Origin of the sequence: Intrasporangium calvum DSM 43043, assembly GCF_000184685.1 — a bacterium.
Taxonomy (GTDB): domain Bacteria; phylum Actinomycetota; class Actinomycetes; order Actinomycetales; family Dermatophilaceae; genus Intrasporangium; species Intrasporangium calvum.
Map to the genome: position 1 here is coordinate 314974 of NC_014830.1, position 19686 is coordinate 334659.

16 protein-coding genes and 2 tRNA genes are annotated in these 19686 nt (G+C 69.2%); 7 read left to right on the forward strand and 11 right to left on the reverse strand.

The window, feature by feature from the left end:
* Window positions 1–43: 43 nt before the first annotated feature.
* Window positions 44–1306 carry a GAF domain-containing protein gene (locus tag INTCA_RS01500; RefSeq protein ID WP_013491170.1) on the reverse strand — a complete coding sequence of 421 codons (1263 nt, stop codon included), beginning with the start codon at window positions 1304–1306 and terminating at the stop codon, window positions 44–46.
* Between the two features lie 159 nt (window positions 1307–1465).
* On the opposite strand from INTCA_RS01500, the gene exaC reads away from it, so the two are divergent.
* The gene (gene exaC, locus INTCA_RS01505; protein ID WP_013491171.1) at window positions 1466–2989 is read left to right on the forward strand and encodes an acetaldehyde dehydrogenase ExaC; all 1524 of its coding nucleotides are present in this window, start codon (window positions 1466–1468) and stop codon (window positions 2987–2989) included.
* 4 nt (window positions 2990–2993) lie between these two features.
* A complete protein-coding gene (locus INTCA_RS01510; protein ID WP_013491172.1) occupies window positions 2994–3452 on the forward strand; it encodes a DUF779 domain-containing protein in 459 nt (152 codons plus the stop codon).
* A gap of 214 nt (window positions 3453–3666) precedes the next feature.
* Here INTCA_RS01510 and INTCA_RS01515 read toward each other — a convergent pair whose 3' ends face one another.
* The 7 genes from INTCA_RS01515 to INTCA_RS01545 form a co-directional block, all read right to left on the reverse strand.
* Window positions 3667–4464 (reverse strand): slipin family protein, encoded by a 798-nt coding sequence (locus INTCA_RS01515; protein WP_013491173.1) that lies wholly within the window; start codon window positions 4462–4464, stop codon window positions 3667–3669.
* Window positions 4465–4469: 5 nt separating this feature from the next.
* Window positions 4470–5150 carry a hypothetical protein gene (locus INTCA_RS01520; protein ID WP_013491174.1) on the reverse strand — a complete coding sequence of 227 codons (681 nt, stop codon included), beginning with the start codon at window positions 5148–5150 and terminating at the stop codon, window positions 4470–4472.
* Window positions 5151–5158: 8 nt separating this feature from the next.
* Window positions 5159–7468: a nitric-oxide reductase large subunit gene (locus tag INTCA_RS01525; RefSeq protein ID WP_013491175.1), complete on the reverse strand. Its 2310-nt coding sequence runs from the start codon at window positions 7466–7468 to the stop codon at window positions 5159–5161.
* A 209-nt stretch (window positions 7469–7677) separates the two neighbouring features.
* Entirely contained in the window at window positions 7678–8358 is a 681-nt protein-coding gene (locus INTCA_RS01530) for a cupredoxin domain-containing protein (RefSeq protein ID WP_013491176.1), read from the reverse strand.
* Window positions 8359–8371: 13 nt separating this feature from the next.
* Window positions 8372–9175: a hypothetical protein gene (locus INTCA_RS01535; protein WP_013491177.1), complete on the reverse strand. Its 804-nt coding sequence runs from the start codon at window positions 9173–9175 to the stop codon at window positions 8372–8374.
* Between the two features lie 9 nt (window positions 9176–9184).
* Window positions 9185–9907 carry a hypothetical protein gene (locus INTCA_RS01540; protein ID WP_013491178.1) on the reverse strand — a complete coding sequence of 241 codons (723 nt, stop codon included), beginning with the start codon at window positions 9905–9907 and terminating at the stop codon, window positions 9185–9187.
* Window positions 9908–9990: 83 nt separating this feature from the next.
* Entirely contained in the window at window positions 9991–12354 is a 2364-nt protein-coding gene (locus INTCA_RS01545; protein WP_013491179.1) for a (Fe-S)-binding protein, read from the reverse strand.
* Between the two features lie 238 nt (window positions 12355–12592).
* Between INTCA_RS01545 and cysK the strand changes: the two genes are divergently transcribed.
* Entirely contained in the window at window positions 12593–13522 is a 930-nt protein-coding gene (gene cysK, locus INTCA_RS01550) for a cysteine synthase A (RefSeq protein WP_013491180.1), read from the forward strand.
* Window positions 13523–13537: 15 nt separating this feature from the next.
* Complete coding sequence (gene epsC, locus INTCA_RS01555; protein ID WP_013491181.1) at window positions 13538–14248, forward strand: serine O-acetyltransferase EpsC; 711 nt, start codon at window positions 13538–13540, stop codon at window positions 14246–14248.
* A 177-nt stretch (window positions 14249–14425) separates the two neighbouring features.
* Here epsC and INTCA_RS01560 read toward each other — a convergent pair.
* Window positions 14426–14516: transfer RNA gene (locus INTCA_RS01560), tRNA-Ser, on the reverse strand.
* 202 nt (window positions 14517–14718) lie between these two features.
* Between INTCA_RS01560 and folP the strand changes: the two genes are divergently transcribed.
* Window positions 14719–15657 carry a dihydropteroate synthase gene (gene folP / locus INTCA_RS01565; RefSeq protein WP_013491182.1) on the forward strand — a complete coding sequence of 313 codons (939 nt, stop codon included), beginning with the start codon at window positions 14719–14721 and terminating at the stop codon, window positions 15655–15657.
* A gap of 225 nt (window positions 15658–15882) precedes the next feature.
* On the forward strand, window positions 15883–16086 hold the full coding sequence (locus INTCA_RS01570; RefSeq protein WP_013491183.1) for a cold-shock protein: 204 nt from the start codon (window positions 15883–15885) through the stop codon (window positions 16084–16086).
* A gap of 97 nt (window positions 16087–16183) precedes the next feature.
* Here the strand turns inward: INTCA_RS01570 and INTCA_RS01575 are convergent, their stop codons facing one another.
* Together INTCA_RS01575 and INTCA_RS01580 are read right to left on the reverse strand one after the other, a co-directional pair.
* Window positions 16184–17743 carry an LCP family protein gene (locus INTCA_RS01575; RefSeq protein ID WP_013491184.1) on the reverse strand — a complete coding sequence of 520 codons (1560 nt, stop codon included), beginning with the start codon at window positions 17741–17743 and terminating at the stop codon, window positions 16184–16186.
* A 92-nt stretch (window positions 17744–17835) separates the two neighbouring features.
* A complete protein-coding gene (locus tag INTCA_RS01580; protein ID WP_013491185.1) occupies window positions 17836–19401 on the reverse strand; it encodes an LCP family protein in 1566 nt (521 codons plus the stop codon).
* A gap of 172 nt (window positions 19402–19573) precedes the next feature.
* Here INTCA_RS01580 and INTCA_RS01585 point away from each other — a divergent pair.
* Window positions 19574–19663 (forward strand) — tRNA-Ser (locus tag INTCA_RS01585).
* Window positions 19664–19686 lie beyond the last annotated feature (23 nt).

The following is a 19686-nucleotide window of genomic DNA, read 5'->3' on the forward strand; positions in this document are numbered from 1 at the left end:
ACCTTTGGCGGATTCGGAGGAGCGCCTGCGTCAGGCGCCCAGCTCAGCGGGCAGTCCGTATGCCGCTGGGCTCAGTTCCCGTGCCGAGCTCGCGGTCGAGCCGGGCGAGCTGGGCGGTCACGAGGGGCCGGAGCGGGGATCGGGTGCCGAGAGCGCTCAGCTGGGCCTGCCACATCTCGTAGTCGTCGGCGCCCCAGGACGACCGTGTCCAGGTGGACATGAGGTCCGCCTCCCGGCTGGCAAGGACGGCCCTGCGGACCGACCCCGCGAGGCCGTCCCGCAGTCGCGACACGCCGGGGGCCGCGGACCGGGGCAGGAGGGGGCCGCGGTAGGCGCGGAGGGCCTGCCCGATGGCTCCCGCCGCGAGGTGAGACTCCACGGCGAGCCAGTCGGAGGAGACGTCCGCCACGAGCCGGTACGGACGCGACGCGAGGAGCTCGTCGCCGAGCAGCGACCTGAGCCGGCCGAGCTCGACGCGAAGCGTGGACGGGCTCACGTCGTCCTCGTAGAGCAGGACGGCGAGCTCGTCCCCGGACAGGCCGCGCGGGGCGGCCGCGAGGAGCAGGAGGATCTCGCTGTGCCTCCGGCTGAGGCGCAGGGTGCTCTGGCGGCCGTGTCCGTCGTCGACGCGGAGCAGCGCCTCGTCCCGCCCGAGGACCTCGAGCATCGCGCCCAGCCCGGGCCGCTGCCGCTCGGTCCCGGAACCACCGGGGCGGGACCGGACGAGCAGCTCCCGGGCCAGCTCTGCCTCCGCCATCCGGGCGGCGGCTCGCACCATGGCCATCGTCTGGGGGACGACGAGCTCGTCGGCGCAGGTGATGTCGAGGACGCCCAGCAGCGACTGGTCGCTCGGGTCGTGGATCGGCGTGGCGGCGCAGCTCCAGCGCTGGACCGAGCGACGGAAGTGCTCTGCCCCGATGATCCTGACCGGCGCGTCGAGACGCAGGGCCATTCCCGGGGCGTTGGTGCCGGCCACGCGCTCGTCCCAGTTCGAACCCTCGACGAAGCCGATCGCCTCGGCCCGTCGGAGCACGCTCGGCGTCCCGCAGACCCAGAGCAGCTGGCCGGCCGCGTCGGACACTGCCATGATCGCGTCGCAGTCGCGGGCCGCCTGGCCGAGCACGTCGTCGAGGGCGGGGAACACAGCCGCGAGCGGGTGGGCCTCGCGGTGGTCGTGCAGGACATCGGCCGCCAGGGTGATCGGTGCGTCGACGGTGTCCGCCTGCACCCCGGCCGCGGCGGAGCGCACCCAGGACTCGGCGACCTGGGCGCGAACCCCGCGGTCCCGGTACGGCTGCATTGCCATGTCCCTGATTGGACCCCACGGGAGTCCTCCCGGCAAGGAAACGGCCGAAACTCGATGCAACGTGGATGCAACCTCGTGCTGCCTAGCGTCACGCCAATGCCCGGTGAAGGTCACTCCGGTCCCTCACCGGGCCACCACCAAGGACGTTGGGAGAACACCATGACCATCTACGCCCCGCCCGGATCGGCGGACTCGCTCGTCAGCGTGGAGCCGCGCTACGGCCACTTCATCGGCGGCAACTGGGTCGAGCCGAAGAAGGGCGAGTACTTCGAGAACATCTCCCCGGTCACCGGGCGCGCCTTCTGCGAGGTGGGCCGCGGGACGGAGGAGGACATCGAGGCGGCCCTGGACGCCGCCCACGCCGCGGCACCGGCGTGGGGACGCACCTCGCTCGGCGACCGCTCACTCATCCTCAACCGCATCGCCGACCGGATCGAGGAGAACCTCGAGATGCTCGCCGTGGCGGAGACGTGGGAGAACGGCAAGGCCGTCCGAGAGACGCTCGCCGCGGACCTGCCCCTGGCCGTCGACCACTTCCGCTACTTCGCGGGTGTGCTTCGGGGACAGGAGGGTTCGAGCTCGGAGATCGACGAGAACACCGTCGCCTACCACTTCCACGAGCCGCTCGGGGTCGTCGGCCAGATCATCCCCTGGAACTTCCCGATCCTCATGGCCGTGTGGAAGCTCGCGCCCGCGCTCGCGGCTGGCAACTGCGTCGTCCTCAAGCCGGCCGAGCAGACCCCGTGGTCGATCCTCAAGGTCGTCGAGCTCATCGGCGACCTCCTCCCGGCAGGCGTCCTCAACGTCGTCAACGGGTTCGGCGTCGAGGCCGGCAAGCCGCTCGCATCCTCCCCGCGGATCGCCAAGATCGCCTTCACGGGCGAGACGACGACCGGCCGGCTGATCATGCAGTACGCCTCGCAGAACATCATCCCGGTGACGCTCGAGCTGGGCGGCAAGAGTCCCAACGTCTTCTTCGACGATGTGGCGCAGGAGCGGGACGCGTTCTATGACAAGGCCCTCGAGGGTTTCACCATGTTCGCGCTCAACCAGGGCGAGGTGTGCACCTGTCCGTCGCGCGCGCTCGTCCAGCGCTCGATCTACGCCGACTTCGTGCCGGACGCGATCGCCCGCGTTGAGAAGATCGTCCAGGGCAACCCGCTCGACACGACGACGACGATGGGTGCACAGGCGAGCAACGACCAGCTCGAGAAGATCCTGTCCTACATCGACATCGGCCGGCAGGAGGGGGCCAAGGTCCTCACCGGTGGGGAGCGCAACGTCCTCGACGGCGACCTCGCCGGGGGCTACTACGTGACGCCGACCGTCTTCGAGGGAAGCAACTCGATGCGGATCTTCCAGGAGGAGATCTTCGGCCCGGTCCTCTCGCTGACCGGCTTCGACGATGAGGCCGACGCGCTGTCGATCGCCAACGACACCCTCTACGGCCTCGGCGCCGGGGTCTGGACGCGCGACGGCTCGCGGGCGTACCGGATGGGTCGTGGCATCAAGGCCGGACGGGTGTGGACGAATTGCTACCACCAGTACCCTGCGCACGCAGCCTTCGGTGGCTACAAGCAGTCGGGCATCGGCCGCGAGAACCACAAGATGATGCTCGACCACTACCAGCAGACGAAGAACCTTCTCGTCTCCTACTCTCCTGACGCCCTCGGCTTCTTCTGAGCCGATGGACGAGACCCGGCTGAGCCGGGTCGAGCTGACGCGTGAGGCGGCGGACCTGCTCCGCCGCCTCACCGCGCGGCACGGCCCGCTGATGTTCCACCAGTCCGGTGGCTGCTGTGACGGCAGCGCGCCCATGTGCTACCCGGCAAACGAGTTCCTCACCAGCGACGCGGACGTGCTCCTCGCGGCGCTGGTCGTTCCCGACGTTCAGGACGCCGTACCGTTCTGGATGTCGCGGGTGCAGTACGAGTACTGGAAGCACACCCACCTTACGGTCGATGTCGTTCCCGGCCGGGGCAGCGGCTTCTCGGTCGAGGCCCCCGAGGGGGTCCGGTTCCTCATCCGCTCGCGGCTCCTCACGGACGCAGAGGCCGAGGCCTGGGGCATCCAGCCGCCCTCGCTGCTCGGGCCCGAAGCCCTCTTCGGTCCCCCTGGGGCGGCACCCCCGGGACTACGTCACTGACCCCCCACGCGAGTCAGTGGGTACCACTGACCCCCCACGCGAGTCAGTGGGTACCACTGACCCCCCACGCGAGTCAGTGGGTACCACTGACCCCCCACGCGAGTCAGTGACGTAGTCACGGCGGACGAGGAATCCCGGATGCCGCTGGGCCGGCTCCTGGTCTCGCGCGCGGTTCTCCTGGCGCGCGGTTGCCGCCAAGAGTCGGCTGCGACAACTAACTGCTGGCAGGCGGGTTCGCCGGCGGGTTTGCCGGCGGCGGAGCGAGCCGGTTGAGAAGCGGCCCCACGATGTCCATGGGCAACGGAAAGACCACTGTGGAGTTCTGGTCGGCCCCGAGCTCCAGCAGCGTCTGCAGGTAGCGCAGCTGCAGCGACGCGGGGCTCTGCGACAGCACGTCAGCGGCCTGCTTCAACTCACCGGACGCCTGAAGCTCGCCCCGGGCGTTGATCACCTTGGCGCGCCGCTCGCGTTCGGCCTCGGCCTCACGAGCCATGGCCCGCTGCATCTGCTCGGGGATCTCGACGTCCTTGATCTCGACGACGGAAACATCGACGCCCCACGGCTTGGTCTGCAGCTCGATGATCTCGCGCAGGTCGCGGTTGAGGTCGTCGCGGTGGGCGAGCAGCGTGTCCAGGTCGGCGCGGCCGAGCACCGAGCGCAGCGTCGTCTGGGCGATCTGCGAGGTGGCGACCGCATAGTTCTCCACCTGCATCACGGCGGCCTCGGGGTCGACCACGTTGAACAGGACGACAGCATTGACGCGCGCCGGGACGTTGTCCTTGGTGATGACCTCCTGCGGCGGGATCGTCAGGGTCACGACGCGCAGGTCGACGCGTTGGAGGCGGAACACGCCGGGAACGAGCAGGTGAAGTCCGGGCTGGTAGAGCGGCCGGAGCTTGCCGAGCCGGAAGACGACGCCTCGCTCGTACTGTGGGATGACCCGGAGCGACGTCGCGATGACCGCGGCGACGATGACCAGGACTGCGAGGACAGGGGCGATGAAGCCGGGCATTCAGTTCACTTCCGTGTCTTGGGGTCAGGCAGGTCGACGCGACGCCGGTCGCTCGCCCACCGGGTCTGGTAGCGGTCGAGCAGGTGGTCGAGCGGGGCCACGGCGGCATCAGCGGTCGGCTCGGGCATTCCGGGGGCGTCGCTGGAGGCGTCGCTGCGCAGGTGCTGAGGGAAGTTGGTGGGTGCGTTCCACAGGTGCTGGGCCAAGGGCACACCGGCGATGATCCCGACCGCGACCGTCGTCACGAGGACGATGACGTCGCCGGCCCCGTGGGCGCCGAGGAGCATCGCGGTCGGCATGAAGACTGCGACGGACGCCACGGCGAGAGCGATCCCGCGGTGGAAGCGGCCCGCCTCGGAGTGCGGCCACGGGTCGACCTGGCGGGTCAGCTCCCGAGGGCCGGGCGTGGGCGAGCACTCGGTCTTGACGGGGCAGCGCCCGCAGATCGCGTGCTGGCCCTCGTAGCGGATCACCCGCTTGTCGGGGTCGAAGGACGCGGGCCAGAGCCACTGGTCCTGGTGGCACTTCCAGGCGTCCTGGTCCTCGTGGTAGATGAAGTTCCCCGTCCGCCACCGCGCCGACCGTTCAGCGGATCGCGCCCCCATGCGGTCGAAGAGCCAGGCGACGACGAGGAGGACGGCAGAGTACCCACTGACGAGCAGCACGGTGACGGACGGGGTTCGCATGGTGGTGCCTACTTCTTCTTGACGGGCTCGAGCTCGACGAAGAGCACGTCCTGCGGCAGCTCGTCGACGACCGTGCCATCTCGGTAGTGTCGCAGCCCGAGCCAGGTGATCCAGAGGAACGGCAGCACGCCGCCGATGATGAAGATGAGGTCGCCGGGCATGCGGCCCCACTCGAGCAGCGCGTTGGTGTTGTTGGTGATGAACGCGAGCTCCCGCGCCTCGTAGTAGCCCTGGCCCACCGAGTGGTAGAGCTGCAGCACGCCGAGGGGCAGCAGGGTCGCGAACACCATCCACGCCAAGCCGATGTTGAGGCTCCAGAAGGAGACCTTGGCCCACTTCTCGGGCCACTTGTCCGGCGGGATGAGGTAGCGCAGGGCGAACATCGCCAGGCCGACGGCAAGCATGCCGTAGACGCCCATCATCGCGGCATGGCCGTGGTTGGCGGTCAAGGCCGTGCCGATCTCGTAGTAGCTGACGATCGGCAGGTTGATGAGGAAACCGAACACACCGGCGCCGAGGAAGTTCCAGAAGCCGACGGCGACGAGGAACATGACGGCCCAGCGGTGCGGGAACGGAGCGGACGTCTTGGCCTCCTGCCGGGCACCGAGCTGCATGAACGCCCAGGCCTCGACGGTGAGGAAGGTCAGCGGGATCACTTCAGCGGCGGAGAAGAATGCACCCAGCGCCATGTGCTCCACCGGCGTGCCGGAGAAGTACAGGTGGTGCATCGTCCCGATGACGCCACCCATGGAGTAGAGGATGACGTCCATGAAGATGATGCCGAGGGCGATCTTCTCCCGGACCACGCCGAGCATGACGAAGATGTACGCGACCATGACGGTCGTGAACAGCTCGAGGAAGTCCTCGACCCAGAGGTGCACGACCCAGAAGCGCCAGAACTCAGCGACCGTCAGGTGCGTCTCGCTCGAGGCGAGCAGGCCGACGGCGTAGAACGCCGGGATGGCGAGGGCCGAGAAGAAGAAGAGCCAGGGCATGTTGCCCTTGGACTCGCCCTTGAGGCGGGAGCGGATTCCCCTGAAGATCATGGTGATCCACAGGATCATGCCGACGGTGAGCAGGATCTGGAAGATGCGCGGCAGGTCGAGGTACTCCCACTGCTGCTGGAACAGCGGGCCCTTGGCCCATTCGACGCCGTGGATGGACAGCGCCTCCGCGGTGAGCGACCCGAAGACGACGACCGCGAGGGCCCCGAGGAGCGCGTAGGCGATCCGGTGCTGGCCCTTCGGCTCGCGGCCGGAGATGAGCGGCGTGAGGAAGATGCCGGCTGCGAGGAACCCTGCGGCGGTCCAGAAGAGGGACAGCTGGACGTGCCAGGTCCGCGCCAGGTTGTAGGGCAGCCACTGGGCCAGGTCGAAGCCGAAGAAGGACAGGATGTCGGCCCGGTAGTGCTCCGCCGCGGCCCCGACGACGACCTGGATGAGGAAGAGCAGCGCGATGACGAAGAAGAACCAGGCCGTCGCGCGTTGTGCGAGGGTGAGGCCGACGGTGCCCGGCTGCCGGAAGGCGATGGCGGGCGCCTCCTCGGAGTGCCAGCCGATCTTGCGGCTCCAGCGACCGTAGATGGCGAAGAGCAGCCCGGTCCCGCCGATGAGGGCGATGAGGGACAGGCCGGACCAGACGAGCAGGTCTGGGGTGGGGCCGTTCTCGACGCGGGGCTCCATCGGCCAGTTGTTCGTGTACGAGTAGTCGAACCCGGGGCGTTCGGCAGCGGAGGCCCAGGCGGTCCACGCGAAGAACGCGGTGAGCTGGTGGATCTGCTGCGGGTCGGTGATGAGACGCGGTTTGAGCCCGTACTTGGTGGAGTTCTCGCCGAAGAAGCCGGTGTAGTAGGCCTTGGCGTCCTGGAACGCGCTCACCTGGTTGTCGGTGAAGGTGAGTACCCCGGTGGTCTCGTCGTAGCGGTTGGTGCGCCACTCCTCGACGTTGAGGGTCCGGGGGTCCTGGGCGCCGCTGTCGCGGATCTGGTGCTCGGTGAACTCGGTGGCGTGGCGGAGGTACTCGGCGGTGAAGTCCGGTCCGAGGTACCCGCCGTGGCCCATGATCGAGCCGTACTGCATCAGCCCGCGGGCCTGGAAGATGACCTGGCCGGCGGTGATGTCCTCGGTGGTGAAGACGGTCTCGCCGCTCTGGCTCACCACCTTGTCCGGCTGGGGCATCGAGGCGGTGTAGGTCCGGTAGGCGAGGATCCCCATCACGAAGAACCCGAAGAGCATGACGAGGGCGACGCCCTGGACCCAGCCCTTTCCTACCAGCATCTGTCGTTGCGAGGTGTCCCTCTGGGTTGGCGTAGCAACCATGCGCTGCTCCTGGAGTTTTCTACGGTCAAGGCCAGTGAAAATCAGTGGAACTGTAGCAGTGGTTGGGACCGTACTACTGAGGGGGTCGGGCCGCGAGGGGTGACACGGTCGGACAGCCCCCCGCCGTCGTGGCGGGGGGCTGTGGCCGTATGCCGCTGGGCTCGGTTCCGTCTGCCGGCTCACTCGGGTGGTGGGCCCGATTGACCTGCTCAGCGGACGGGGGCGGCCTTGCGGTAGAAGGCTCCTCCCTTTCCGGGCCGGTCGTGCTCGAGGAGGGACTGGTCGGTGATGGTGATCCCGGGGCCGGCGACGACGGCGAAGAACACCGTCTGTCCGACGACGACATCGACCTCCGCCGGCTCGGCCTGGCCGTCGTTGACCATGACGACGGTGCCCTGGCGCTGGGACCGGGCCCAGGCGCGCTGCCCCTTGGCCGTGGAGACGTCCGGGTTGGTGACGCGGACAACGCCCCGGGCACCGGAGCCGTGCGCGTCGGCCCACTCGTAGACGCCCTCGCTCGTGAAGGCGTGGGTGTAGCCGGACTCGTTGACGAGGCGCTCGCTGGTGAAGAACTCCTTCTCCCCGACGACGACGAAGGGGCGCGTGCCCGCTCCGGGTGCGTGCCACATCACCATGTCGCCGGCGTTGATGCTCAGCTTCGGCTGGTCGGGCACGAGCGTGCGGCCCTCGCGGTGCACGACGACGAGGGTCTGGCGCATCTCGCCGCGCTTCGGCTCGCCCTCACCGACGGTGATGACGTAGGGGTGGTCCTGCGTGTAGCGCCCGGTCCCGGCGGGGCCCAGCGCGTAGCGGTAGGTGCCGGGCCGCATGAACCGCTGCCCGTAGGTGTCGGTTCCCCGCAGTGCCCTGCTGTCAAGGTGGTCTGTCATGGCTCGGCCCTCCTCAGGCGCTGATGTCGGCGGTGAGGACGAGCTCGTCCTCGGGTGCGTTGTGCTGGACCTCTGCGCCGATGGCGTCGAGGTGGACGAAGACGGCTGGGTCCGAGGCCCCGGCGGACGGGAGCACCTCGAACCACTCGGGTTGGTCGTAGACCGGGAAGCGCGTCCCCGAGATGAACGGCGAGATGATCGGCCCGAGCCACCCGGTGAGTCCGGCCACGCCGATGGCGGACGCGACGGCGATGGCCAGCCCGGCGAGGAACGGTCCGATGAAGGGGACCCAGGCGACGGCTGCAGCGACGGCGAGCCCGATGGCCGTGACGATGGCGGCGGTGCCGGGGCCGAACGAGAGGCTGGGCACACCCTGGACGACACCCTCGACCTTCCAGACGCCACCGGCGAGGCCGACGACGATGCCCAGGTCCACGGTCGCCTTGACGAAGTCGCCGAACGACAGCGGGACCGACAGGGTGGGCCAGGTGATGTCGATGGCCGGCGTGCAGACCTTGCCGACGCACGGGATGGTGACGCACACCTGTGGGATGTGGATCTCGGGCAGGAAGTCGCCGAGGTCGATGCTCAGCGTGAGGGTGGCGGTCCAGTCGAGCCGCAGGTCGGCGACCCGGATCGTGTCCGGCGGGATGAGGTCGACCGTACCGTTCGTGAGCGTGCCCGTGACGGAGTAGGACGCCCCGAACGGGCCGAGGCTCGAGGAGCCGGAGGTCGACTGCGGGCCGACTCCGGCGACGACGATGTCGAGGAAGTCGTTGGCGGCGCCCTCGTCGATGGCGGCGATGATCTCTGACATGGCTGGCTCCTAGAGGTTTCCGCGCGCGAGGACGACGTCGGTGTCGATGAGCGGCCCGACGGTCGGGGTCAGGCTGAAGGCGCCCGCCTGCAACGCCGAGACGGGAAGGCGGACCTGGGCGAGTGCGGCGCGCAGCATCTGGGCGAGGAGGCACTCGAGGACGGACTCGAGCTCGTCGGGGTGGATGTCGACGATCTCGACGGCGTCGAGGGCGAACCCGACGGCCGGTCCGCCGGCCGTGGACGTGCCCACGAGGTGCCCGACGGCGAAGACGTCGAGCTTGGTGCAGACCGGGTGCTCGACCTTGCTGGGCTTGTCGTCCCACGGCCGGTCCCGGTTGGGCTCGTCCGGGTGGTCGTGCCCGTCGTCCTTCCCGCCGTCGTCCTTCCCGCCGTCGTCGCGGCGCCCGCCCTTGCGGCAGTCGACGCAGAGCTCGACCGTGGTCGAGAGGCTGAACTGCCCGGGCCCGAGCGACAGCTCCGGCGGCAGCGGGCTGTCCTCGTCGAACAGGTCGAGGTGCGGGATCGAGAACCGGACGTGCCACTCGATCCCGCCGCTGCCCGGGAAGAGGATCGGTGGCATCTGCGTGTCGTAGACGTCCGAGGCCGGGACGAACGCGGGCGAGCCGTAGGACAGCAGGTGCGGCCTCGTCTGGCAGATCGCCGTGACGAGGTCGTTGATCGCGGTCTCGTGTGCGGACACGAAGACCTCTGAGCTCTCGGTGAGACTCATGTTTCCCCCAATGTGATGTGACAGCCGGCGTGGAGCCGACTGTCACATCAGATGGGGGGCGGACGGGCCGTGATACCTCTCGGTCAGATGGCGGGCTCCGGGGTCGGTGCGTCGGGCACGGCGTGCGCCTGCTCGACACTCGCGCCGCCGTCACCACGGCGGACCGCGGCGAGGAGCATCTGGGCGACGTCGACGACCTCGACCTCACCCTCGGCCTTCTTGCCTTCCTGGACGGCGGCGTTGAGGCCGTCGGTGAGCATCACCTTGCAGAACGGGCAGCCGATCGCGATCCGGTCGGCTCCGGTGGCCAGGGCCTCCTCGGTGCGGTTGGTGTTGATCCGGGTGCCGAGCTTCTCCTCCATCCACATCCGGGCGCCGCCGGCGCCGCAGCAGAAGGACTTCTCGCCGCTGCGCTCCATCTCGGCGTACTCGACGCCGGGCAGGATCTGGAGCAGCTCGCGCGGCGGCGCGTACACCTGGTTGTGCCGGCCGAGGTAGCACGGGTCGTGGTAGGTCACCTTCGATCCGGTCGATCCGGCGCGGGACATCCCGAGACCGTCCCCGTCGCCGGGCCGGGCGACCGGGGTGAGGCGCTTCTCGCGGACGAGCCGGTTGAGCAGCTGGGTGTGGTGCAGCACCTCGTAGGTCCCCCCGAGCTGCGGGTACTCGTTCTTGATCGTGTTGAAGCAGTGCGCGCAGGTGACGACGATCTTCGTCGCGCCGACCTCGTTGAGGACCTCGACGTTCTGCTGGGCGAGCATCTGGAAGAGGAACTCGTTGCCGGCGCGCCGAGCCGAGTCGCCCGTGCACGCCTCGCCGTCGCCGAGGACGGCGAACCTCACGTCGGCCAGGTGGAGCAGCTCGGCGACCGCGCGGGTCGTCTTCTTGGCCCGGTCCTCGTAGGCGCCGGCGCAGCCGACCCAGAAGAGGTAGTCGACATCTTCCAAGGCCTCGACGTCTGAGCTGCCTGAACCGCCGACCTGTGGCACGTCGAAGGGCAGGTCCTTGGCCCAGTCCATCCGCAGCCGCGGGGCGAGACCCCAGGGGTTCGCGTTCTTCTCGAGGTTCTTGAACAGGCCGCCGAGCTCGGACGGGAATGCCGACTCGATGAGGTTCTTGTAGCGGCGCATGTCGACGATCGCGTCGACGTGCTCGATGTCGACCGGGCACTGCTCGACGCAGGCGCCGCACGTGGTGCAGGACCACAGCACGTCCTGGTCGATGACCGCGCCGCCCCCGTCCGGAGCGCCGTACGGCTGGTAGGCGCCGAGCGGGTCGGTGATGTCGTACCCGGTCTCGCCGACGAGCTGGTCGACCGCGACGGCGGCCTTGGTCCTCTCGGAGAAGGAGCCCGCGTCGATCCCCTTGGCGCGGACCTCCTCGGAGGCCTGTAGCCACGGCGCCTTGGCGTGGGCGTGATCGCGCAGGGACATGACGAGCAGCTTCGGGGACAGCGGCTTGTCGGTGTTCCACGCGGGGCACTGGCTCTGGCAGCGGCCGCACTCGGTGCACGTCGTGAAGTCGAGCAGGCCCTTCCAGGTGAAGTCCTCGATCTTGCCCACGCCGAGAGCGGCGTCCTCGTCGAGGTCGTCGACGTTCTCGAAGTCGAGCGGCTCGCCGTTGACCCGGATCGGCTGCAGCTCGCCCAGGGAGGTGCGCCCGTCGGCGTGGCGCTTCCAGAAGATGTTGAAGAACGCGAGGAAGCGGTGCCAGGCGACCCCCATCGTCGGGTTGAGCGCGATGGTGATCATCCACGCCATGGAGATGAGGATCTTCAGGGTGGCGATGACGACGATGGCGCCCTCCAGCGCCGCGACGGACAGACCGGTGAAGGACTCGCCGAGCCAGGCAGTCATCGGGAAGTTCAGGGCGCTCGCCGTGTCGAGGCCCTCGACCTTGGCCAGGGCGTACTCGAGCACGCGCAGGGCGAGGATGCACAGGGTGACGCCGAGGATGGTCAGCTCGACGTAGTAGGCCTGCCACCACGTCGACCCGAAGAACCGGCTCCGACGGCCGTGCTCGCCGGCTGCGGAGCGCGGGTGGTTCTGCTGGCGGATCGCCATCAGCAGGACGATGCCGAGGAGGCCGGTCCAGGCGAAGAACTCGGTGATCCACTCGTAGGGCGGGAAGTGGCCGATGAGGGGCAGCGTCCAGGACGGCTCGAAGAGCTGCCCGAACGCGTTGATCAAGGTGAAGAAGAGGATCCCGAAGCTGACCATCGTGAACCAGTGGGCGATGGCCACCACGGGCAGGCGCGACATCCGGGTGTGCCCGAGGAACTCGCGCACCAAGGTGACGGTCCGGGCCCCCTTGTCGTCCCCGCGGTACTCCGGCTGGCCGAGCCGGAAGGTCGCCACGTAGTGGTTGATCGTCTTGGTGAGCAGCGCGACCCCCACCACGGTGATGGCGAGGCTGATCACGATCGCGATGATCTGGAGGACAGTCATGCGGGGAAGTGTACTGAGGCCTGAGCGGCCGCTTAGTGGTTTGTGACGGCGGTCCCAGCCTCCGGGTGGGGGACCTCACTCGGCGTTTTCTCCGCCCCGTACTTGGCAAGTGATAACCAAGTATTGGAATATGCATAAGGAGAACTCGGTTGTCGGGGACAATCGGGGAACCCAGACCATCCAGCTGCTCCGATCCCGCTCCGATCCCGCTCCGACAACCGCTCAAGAGGTGCTACCCATGCCGATCTACGACGACGTGACCAAGCTCATCGGCAACACGCCGCTGGTCCGCCTCAACAAGGTGACCGACGGGGCCGAGGCCACCGTCGCCGCCAAGCTCGAGTTCTACAACCCCGCGAGCTCGGTGAAGGACCGCATCGGTGTCGCCATCGTCGACGCGGCCGAGGCGAGCGGTGAGCTCAGGCCGGGCGGCACCATCGTCGAGGCCACCTCCGGCAACACCGGTATCGCCCTCGCCATGGTGGGCGCGGCTCGCGGTTACGACGTCGTGCTGACGATGCCCGAGTCGATGTCCAAGGAGCGCCGCGCCCTGCTGCGGGCCTTCGGCGCCGAGCTCGTCCTCACCGACCCGGCCACCGGCATGAAGGGCGCCGTCGAGCGCGCCGAGCAGATCGCCGCCGAGCGGGGCGGGGTGCTCGCCCGCCAGTTCGCCAACGAGGCGAACCCGGAGATCCACCGCAAGACGACCGCCGAGGAGATCTGGAAGGACACCGACGGCCAGGTCGACATCGTCGTGGCCGGCATCGGCACCGGCGGCACCATCACCGGCGTGGGTCAGGTCCTCAAGGCGCGCAAGCCGGGCGTCAAGATCATCGCGGTCGAGCCCGAGGAGTCGGCCATCCTCAACGGCGGCCAGCCCGGCCCGCACAAGATCCAGGGGATCGGCGCGAACTTCGTCCCCGAGGTCCTCGACACCACCGTCTACGACGAGGTCATCGACATCAACGCGTCGACCGCCGTCGAGTACGCCCGCCGGGCCGCCACCGAGGAGGGCCTCCTCGTCGGGATCAGCTCCGGCGCCGCCATCGCCGCCGCCGTCCAGGTGGCCGCGCGCCCCGAGAGCAAGGGCAAGACCATCGTCGTCATCGTCCCGTCGTTCGGCGAGCGCTACCTCTCCACGATCCTCTTCGAGGGTCTCGTCGACTGAGCCGAAGGGCCCATCATGACCACCGCCGCGAAGCGTGAGGACGTCGCACCGACGCCCGCGCACGCCACCCCGCTGAAGCTCGTCCGCACGCCCGACGGCGAGCCGGCTCAGCGGCATACGGCAAAGAAGACGTCGTATGCCGCTGGGCTCGGTCTCGTCCGGAAGGTCACCCAGCGCGTCCGCGAGGACCTCGACGGCGCCCTCGAGCGCGACCCCGCCGCGTCGTCACGGCTCGAGGTGGCGCTGACCTCGCCCGGGCTGCACGCCATCTGGGCGCACCGCGGCCTCCACGAGCTGTGGAAGCTGCCCGGTGGGCGGCTGCCGGCCCGGGTCCTCGCCACGGTCACGCGTTCGGTCACCGGCGTCGAGATCCACCCCGCCGCACAGATCGGGCGTCGGTTCTTCATCGACCACGGCATGGGCGTCGTCATCGGCGAGACGGCCGAGGTGGGCGACGACGTCATGCTCTACCACGGTGTGACTCTCGGGGGCCGCTCGATGGAGCACGTCAAGCGCCACCCCACGGTCGGCAACCGCGTCACCATCGGCGCGGGCGCGCGCGTGCTCGGCCCGGTCCTCGTCGGCGACGACACGCAGATCGGTGCGAACGCCGTCGTCGTCAAGGACGTGCCCTCCGGAGCCGTCGCCGTGGGTGTGCCCGCCGAGCTGCGGTTCCCCAAGCGGGACGCCACCAACCACTGGCTCGACCCCGCGATGTTCATCTGAGGGAGCCGGCGTCGGTGTTTGCCGGTCGCCGCCCCGGGTATCCGTGGAGCGAGGCGTTCTGCCTCCGAGCGGCCCCGCTGCGCACCCCCCGGCGCAGCGGGGCTCTCCCTTCCCGTCGAGCGGGCACTTCGCGCCGGGCTCGGCTCCCCTCGAGTGTGCACTTCGCGCCGGCGGCACTGGCGGAGGGCGTGGGATTCGAACCCACGATGGGCTATGAACCCATAGCGGTTTTCAAGACCGCCGCACTAGGCCACTATGCGAGCCCTCCAAGTGCGCCGAGTCTAGCCAAGCCGCCGCCGAAGCCCGAATCCCGCTGGCAAGAAGTGCACACTCGACCCGGGGGTGTGTCGTGGCAAGAAGTGCTCACTCGATGTCGGTGGTGGCGACGTAGGGTACGACTCGTGACCGGAGATGAGCCGAGCCGCCCGACGCGTCCTGGCGATCCCCGCCACGAGGCCCTCGCATCCGTCCTGTCGGGGCTCCGCCCGGTCGACCCGGTCCCAGCGCCACCCCTTGTCCTCCGGGGACGTACCTTCGACGCCGGCCGCCCGGCGGTGATGGCGATCGTCAACCGGACCCCGGACAGCTTCTTCGGCGGCAACCGGCATGCCGACCTCGACTCCGCGAAGCGCGCCCTGGAGGAGGCGCTCGCGCTCGGCGCCGACATCATCGACGTCGGCGGGGTCCGGGCCGGTCAGGAGGGCGAGCCGGTCGACGAGGACGAGGAGGTCCGGCGCGTCGTGCCCTTCCTCGAATGGGCTCGCCGAGCGCACCCGGACGTGATCCTCAGCCTCGACACCTGGCGCTCAGGCGTCGCCCTGGCCGCTGCGGGGGCCGGTGTCGACATGGTCAACGACACGTGGGCCGGCGCGGACCCGGACCTCGTCCGCGTCGCGGCCCGGCTCGGCGCCGGGTACGTCATCTCCCACACCGGCGGGCTGCCCCCGCGCACCGACCCGGTCGCGGTCACGTATGGCGACGACCCGCTCGACGTCGTCCGGGACGTCGTGACCACGCTGGCCGACGGTGCCCGCGCGGCTGAGCTGAGCGGCATACCGCCGGAGCGGATCCTCGTCGACCCGACGCTGGACTTCGGCAAGACGACCATGCACTCGCTCGAGGTGCTCCGGCACACCGCCGACGTCGCAGCTCTCGGCTACCCGGTGCTCCAGGCGCTCTCGCGCAAGGACTTCGTCGGCGAGAGCCTCGACGTGCCCGTCGAGGACCGTCTCGAAGGGTCGCTCGCGGCGACCGCGGTCGCGGCCTGGTTGGGGGCCACCGTGTTCCGGGCGCATGACGTCCGAGCGACTCGTCGGGTGGTCGACATGGTCGCGACGATTCGGGGCGATCGGCCCCCGGTCCACGCGAGGCGTGGGACCCCCCAGACCGGTTCCGCGAACTCTCGGTGAATCCCGCAAAACGTGCTGGATTCCACCAAGACGACCCGTCGGTAGCGTGCTAAGTTCGACGTGGTTGCAGTTGCAGTTCCGCGCAGTCGAGTAGGTGCCCGTCACCCACAAGGTGACGGGTTTTCAGTATCGACGTCGACGGGTTCGCCCGACGAGTGGCAGAAGCGGCAGCCTGGGACTCGCGAGGTGCGGGTCCCACTGGCTAAGAAGGAAAGAGTTACCCGTATGGCACAGGGAACCGTCAAGTGGTTCAACGCTGAGAAGGGCTTTGGTTTCATCGCCCAGGACGGCGGCGGCCCCGACGTTTTCGTCCACTACTCGGCAATCCAGTCGAACGGCTACCGTTCGCTGGACGAGGCGCAGCGCGTCGAGTTCGAGGTCACGCAGGGTCCGAAGGGCCCGCAGGCTGACGCAGTCCGTCCGCTCTGACCACGATCGCGCGCAACGAGCGACACACCTAGTCGTTTGTGACAGAGCCCCCCGGCTTGGCCGGGGGGCTCTGTTCGTCCCCCGGGGAGGGGAAGGCTCAGGCGCACTCGTCGACGTCGGCGGGCTCCGTCACCGTGGTGGAAGGCGTCGGGATCGTTGCCTCCGTCGGAGTGGTCACGGCGGGCTTGGGCTTGCTCTTCTTGGTGGGCGGGTCGATCGCCTTCTGGACGAGCTCGCGGACGAGTTGGTAGTCGGGGTTGCTGCTGTAGGGGAACCCGTTCTTGTCGGTGAACCCGAGACTCGTGATCTTCGCCTTCTGGACCCGTTCCACGAGCTCCGCGAAGGCGGGCAGGTTCGCCCCAGGGATGTCCGTGTAGACGTTCTCCTTGAGGATGTGCGCGATGCTCGCGTACTTCGCCAGCATGAAGGCAGGGTCGACCTGGTCGACGACGGCCTGGACGACGCAGCGCTGCCGGCGCTGCCGGTGGTCATCGTTGTCGGCTGCCCGTGTCCGGGCGTACCACAGCGCCTGGTAGCCGTTCAGCTGCTGCGGGCCGAGGTCGTCGAAGTAGTGGGCGTAGCTGCCGTCTGCGAACTTCTGTCCGTACGGGAGCGGGGTCTTGCCGTCGAAGCCGCCGAGCTTGACGTTCACCTCGACGCCGCCCATCGCGTTGACGAGATCCATGAAACCCTGGAGGTCGATGACGACGAGGTGGTCGATCTTCAGGCCGAGGACCTCCCCGACGACGTCTCGGGTCTCGCTTCGTCCCGGCACGACCTCGTCCGCGTAGGCGTCGGGGTTCGCTTCTCGGAACTGGTCGACCTCGGTCCAGATCGCGTTGATCGCGCAGGGGTCCGCAGCGTCGGCGGCCTTGCGCGGGCAGTCCGGCTGGTCGTGGGTGCCGCCATAGAAGCCGCCCGGCCAGCGCTCCCGGAGCGGGCTGTCCGCGGGCAGCGGGGCCCATTCGAAGTTGCGCGGCACGGAGATGAGGGCGGTGCGGCCGGTCCTGGTGTCGACGCTGGCGACGATCATCGAGTCAGGGCGCGTGCCGGTCCGCCCGATGCCGGCGTCGGAGCCCATCAGGAGCAGGTTGACCCGCGGGGTGTCCCGCCACGGGTCGACGTCCGGCTCGTTCACGACCTTGGCGCCTTCTCCGGGCCGGAGTCCCTCGGCGCTGAACACGCCGCGGATGGTGTCGGTGGTGATGAGGGCAGCCTCCGCCCCCTTGTAGGTGCCCGCGCCCACCAGACCGACCAGCAGGGTGGTGAAGACCGCGAGCACGCGCGTGCGGGTCCGGTCCAGCCGGTCGGGCCGTGCCGCCACCGCGGTGGCGATGATCGAGGCGCACCAGAAGAGGCCGCCCACAGCGAGGAGCACGCCGAGACCCTGGAGCACGTCCGGGTGGCTGAGCACATAGAGCCCGACGTCCTTCGCGCCCTGGGACACGATGAGGGCCACGCCGACCGCGATGGCCAGCAGAAAGGCCAGGAAGATGGCCCAGCCCGCCATCCGTGCCCGGGTGCGGATGAGTCCTGTCCCGGGAATCGCCGCGCTGAGGGCGACGAGCCGCATCGAGCGTCGGAAGTGCGTCCGGAGCTGGTGACGAGCTGAACGCCGCCCCACGGGCGCGGTCTCGCGCCGGTCGTGCACGGTCATTCGGTCCCCTCGATGGTGGCTGGTGGAGGCAGCCCCAACATTGTGCACGCTCCGGGCCGAAGTGCCAGCCGAAGGGTCGCGGACAGGCGGTTTCAGGCGCAGGGGTCCACGTCGGCCGGGTCCGTGGTGGGGGTGGTCGTCGTGCCCGGTGCGGGTGTGCGCGTCGGCGTCTGCTGTCCGCCGGTCGTGCTCGTGCTCCTCGGCTTCGGCGCCGGCGGGGTGATGGCCTGCTGGACGATCGTGCGGATCTTGTCGTAGTCGGGGTTGCCGGTGTTGATCCCGTGCGTCGGGTCGATGCCGACGCTGACGTACTTGCCGGCCTTCTGGATGCGCTCGACGAGCTCGACGAAGGCGGGCAGGTTCTCCGCCGGGATGTCCGTGTAGATGTTCTCCCGGGCGATCCGCGCGATCTCGGCGTACTGGCCGAGCATGGCCGTGGGGCTCACCTGGTTGACGACGGCCTGGACGACGCACCGCTGGCGTGACATGCGGTTGTAGTCGTCATCTGCGGCACGAGAGCGGGCGTACCAGAGCGCCTGGTAGCCGTTCATCTTCATCGGCCCGGGTTTGTCGAACGCGTGGGCGTAGGTGCCGTTGGCCGTGAGGGGGCCATAGGGGATGGGGGTCTTGCCGTCGTAGCCGCCGAGCTTGACGTTGATCGTCACCCCGCCCATGGCGTTGATCAGCTGGCGGAAGCCCTCGAGGTCGACGACGACCGTGTGGTCGATCTTGAGCCCGAGCACCTCGCCGATGACGTCGCGGATCTCCGAACGGCCGGGGGCCTCGTCGTCGGCCGGATAGGCGCCGGGGTTCTGGGCCCGGAAGGCGTCGACCTCCATCCAGATCGCGTTGAGCATGCAGGCGTCGGAGGCTTCCTTCTCCTGGCGGGGACAGTTGGGAATCCCGTACACGCCACCCGGCCACCAGGCCCGGAGCTTGCTCGTCTCCGGCAGGGGCACCCGCTGGAGGTTGCGTGGGAGGGAGATGAGGACCGTACGGCCCGTCTTGGTGTCCGTGCTCGCGACGATCATCGAGTCGGTCCGCGTCCCCTCGCGGCCGACGCCGGCATCCGAGCCGAGGAGCAGGATGTTGACCCGCGGGGTGTCGCGCCACGGGTCGACGTCCGGCTCGTTGACGACCTTGGCACCCTGGCCCGGCTTGAGGCCCGAGGCCTTGAAGATGACACCGACCGTGTCGCGTCCGATCAGCGCGAACTCGGCGCCCTTGTAGGCGGTTCCGCCCACCACGGCGACCATGAGCGTCGTGAAGATGGCGAGCGATCGAGTCCGAGCCCGGTCGAGACGTCTGGGCCTGGACTGGACCGCGGTCGCGATGATCGAGGCGCACCAGACCAGACCGCCCACAGCAAGGACCAGAGTCAGGATGAGCAGGTAACGGGTGTTGCTGGCGATGACCAGCCCCACCTTCGTCACCCCGCGAGTCGCGGCCAGGACGACCACCGTGGCGATGCTGCCGAGGAAGGTCAGCAGGAGGAACCAGCCCCAGGCGCGGCTGCGGGTGCGCGTCAGGCCGGCGCCCGGGAGGAGCGTCCCGAGGGCGGTCAGGCCCAGAGCGCGTCGGAAGCCCGTGGAGAGCTCACGACGCAACATCCTGCGGCCCCCGCTCGTCGCGGGCGGCCGGTCCGGCTGGTCGCTCATGGGGTCCTTTCGGGCATGCAGGCGCGGTGACCGCGCGTCATCATTCTGCACCGTTCATCTGTGAGGACGTCCCGAACGCCGAGAACGTTGTCAGGGGGGCCGGTTTGGGTCAGCGCGCGGTCCCCCGGTAGCCTGTGCTGGCTTGCGGTCCCCTGCTGGGGCTCACGAGTGGGGAGGCGTCGCATAGTGGCCTAGTGCGCCCGCCTGCTAAGCGGGTTGAGGATAAAACCTCTCGCGGGTTCAAATCCCGCCGCCTCCGCCAGACGAAGAAGGACCCCGACACGC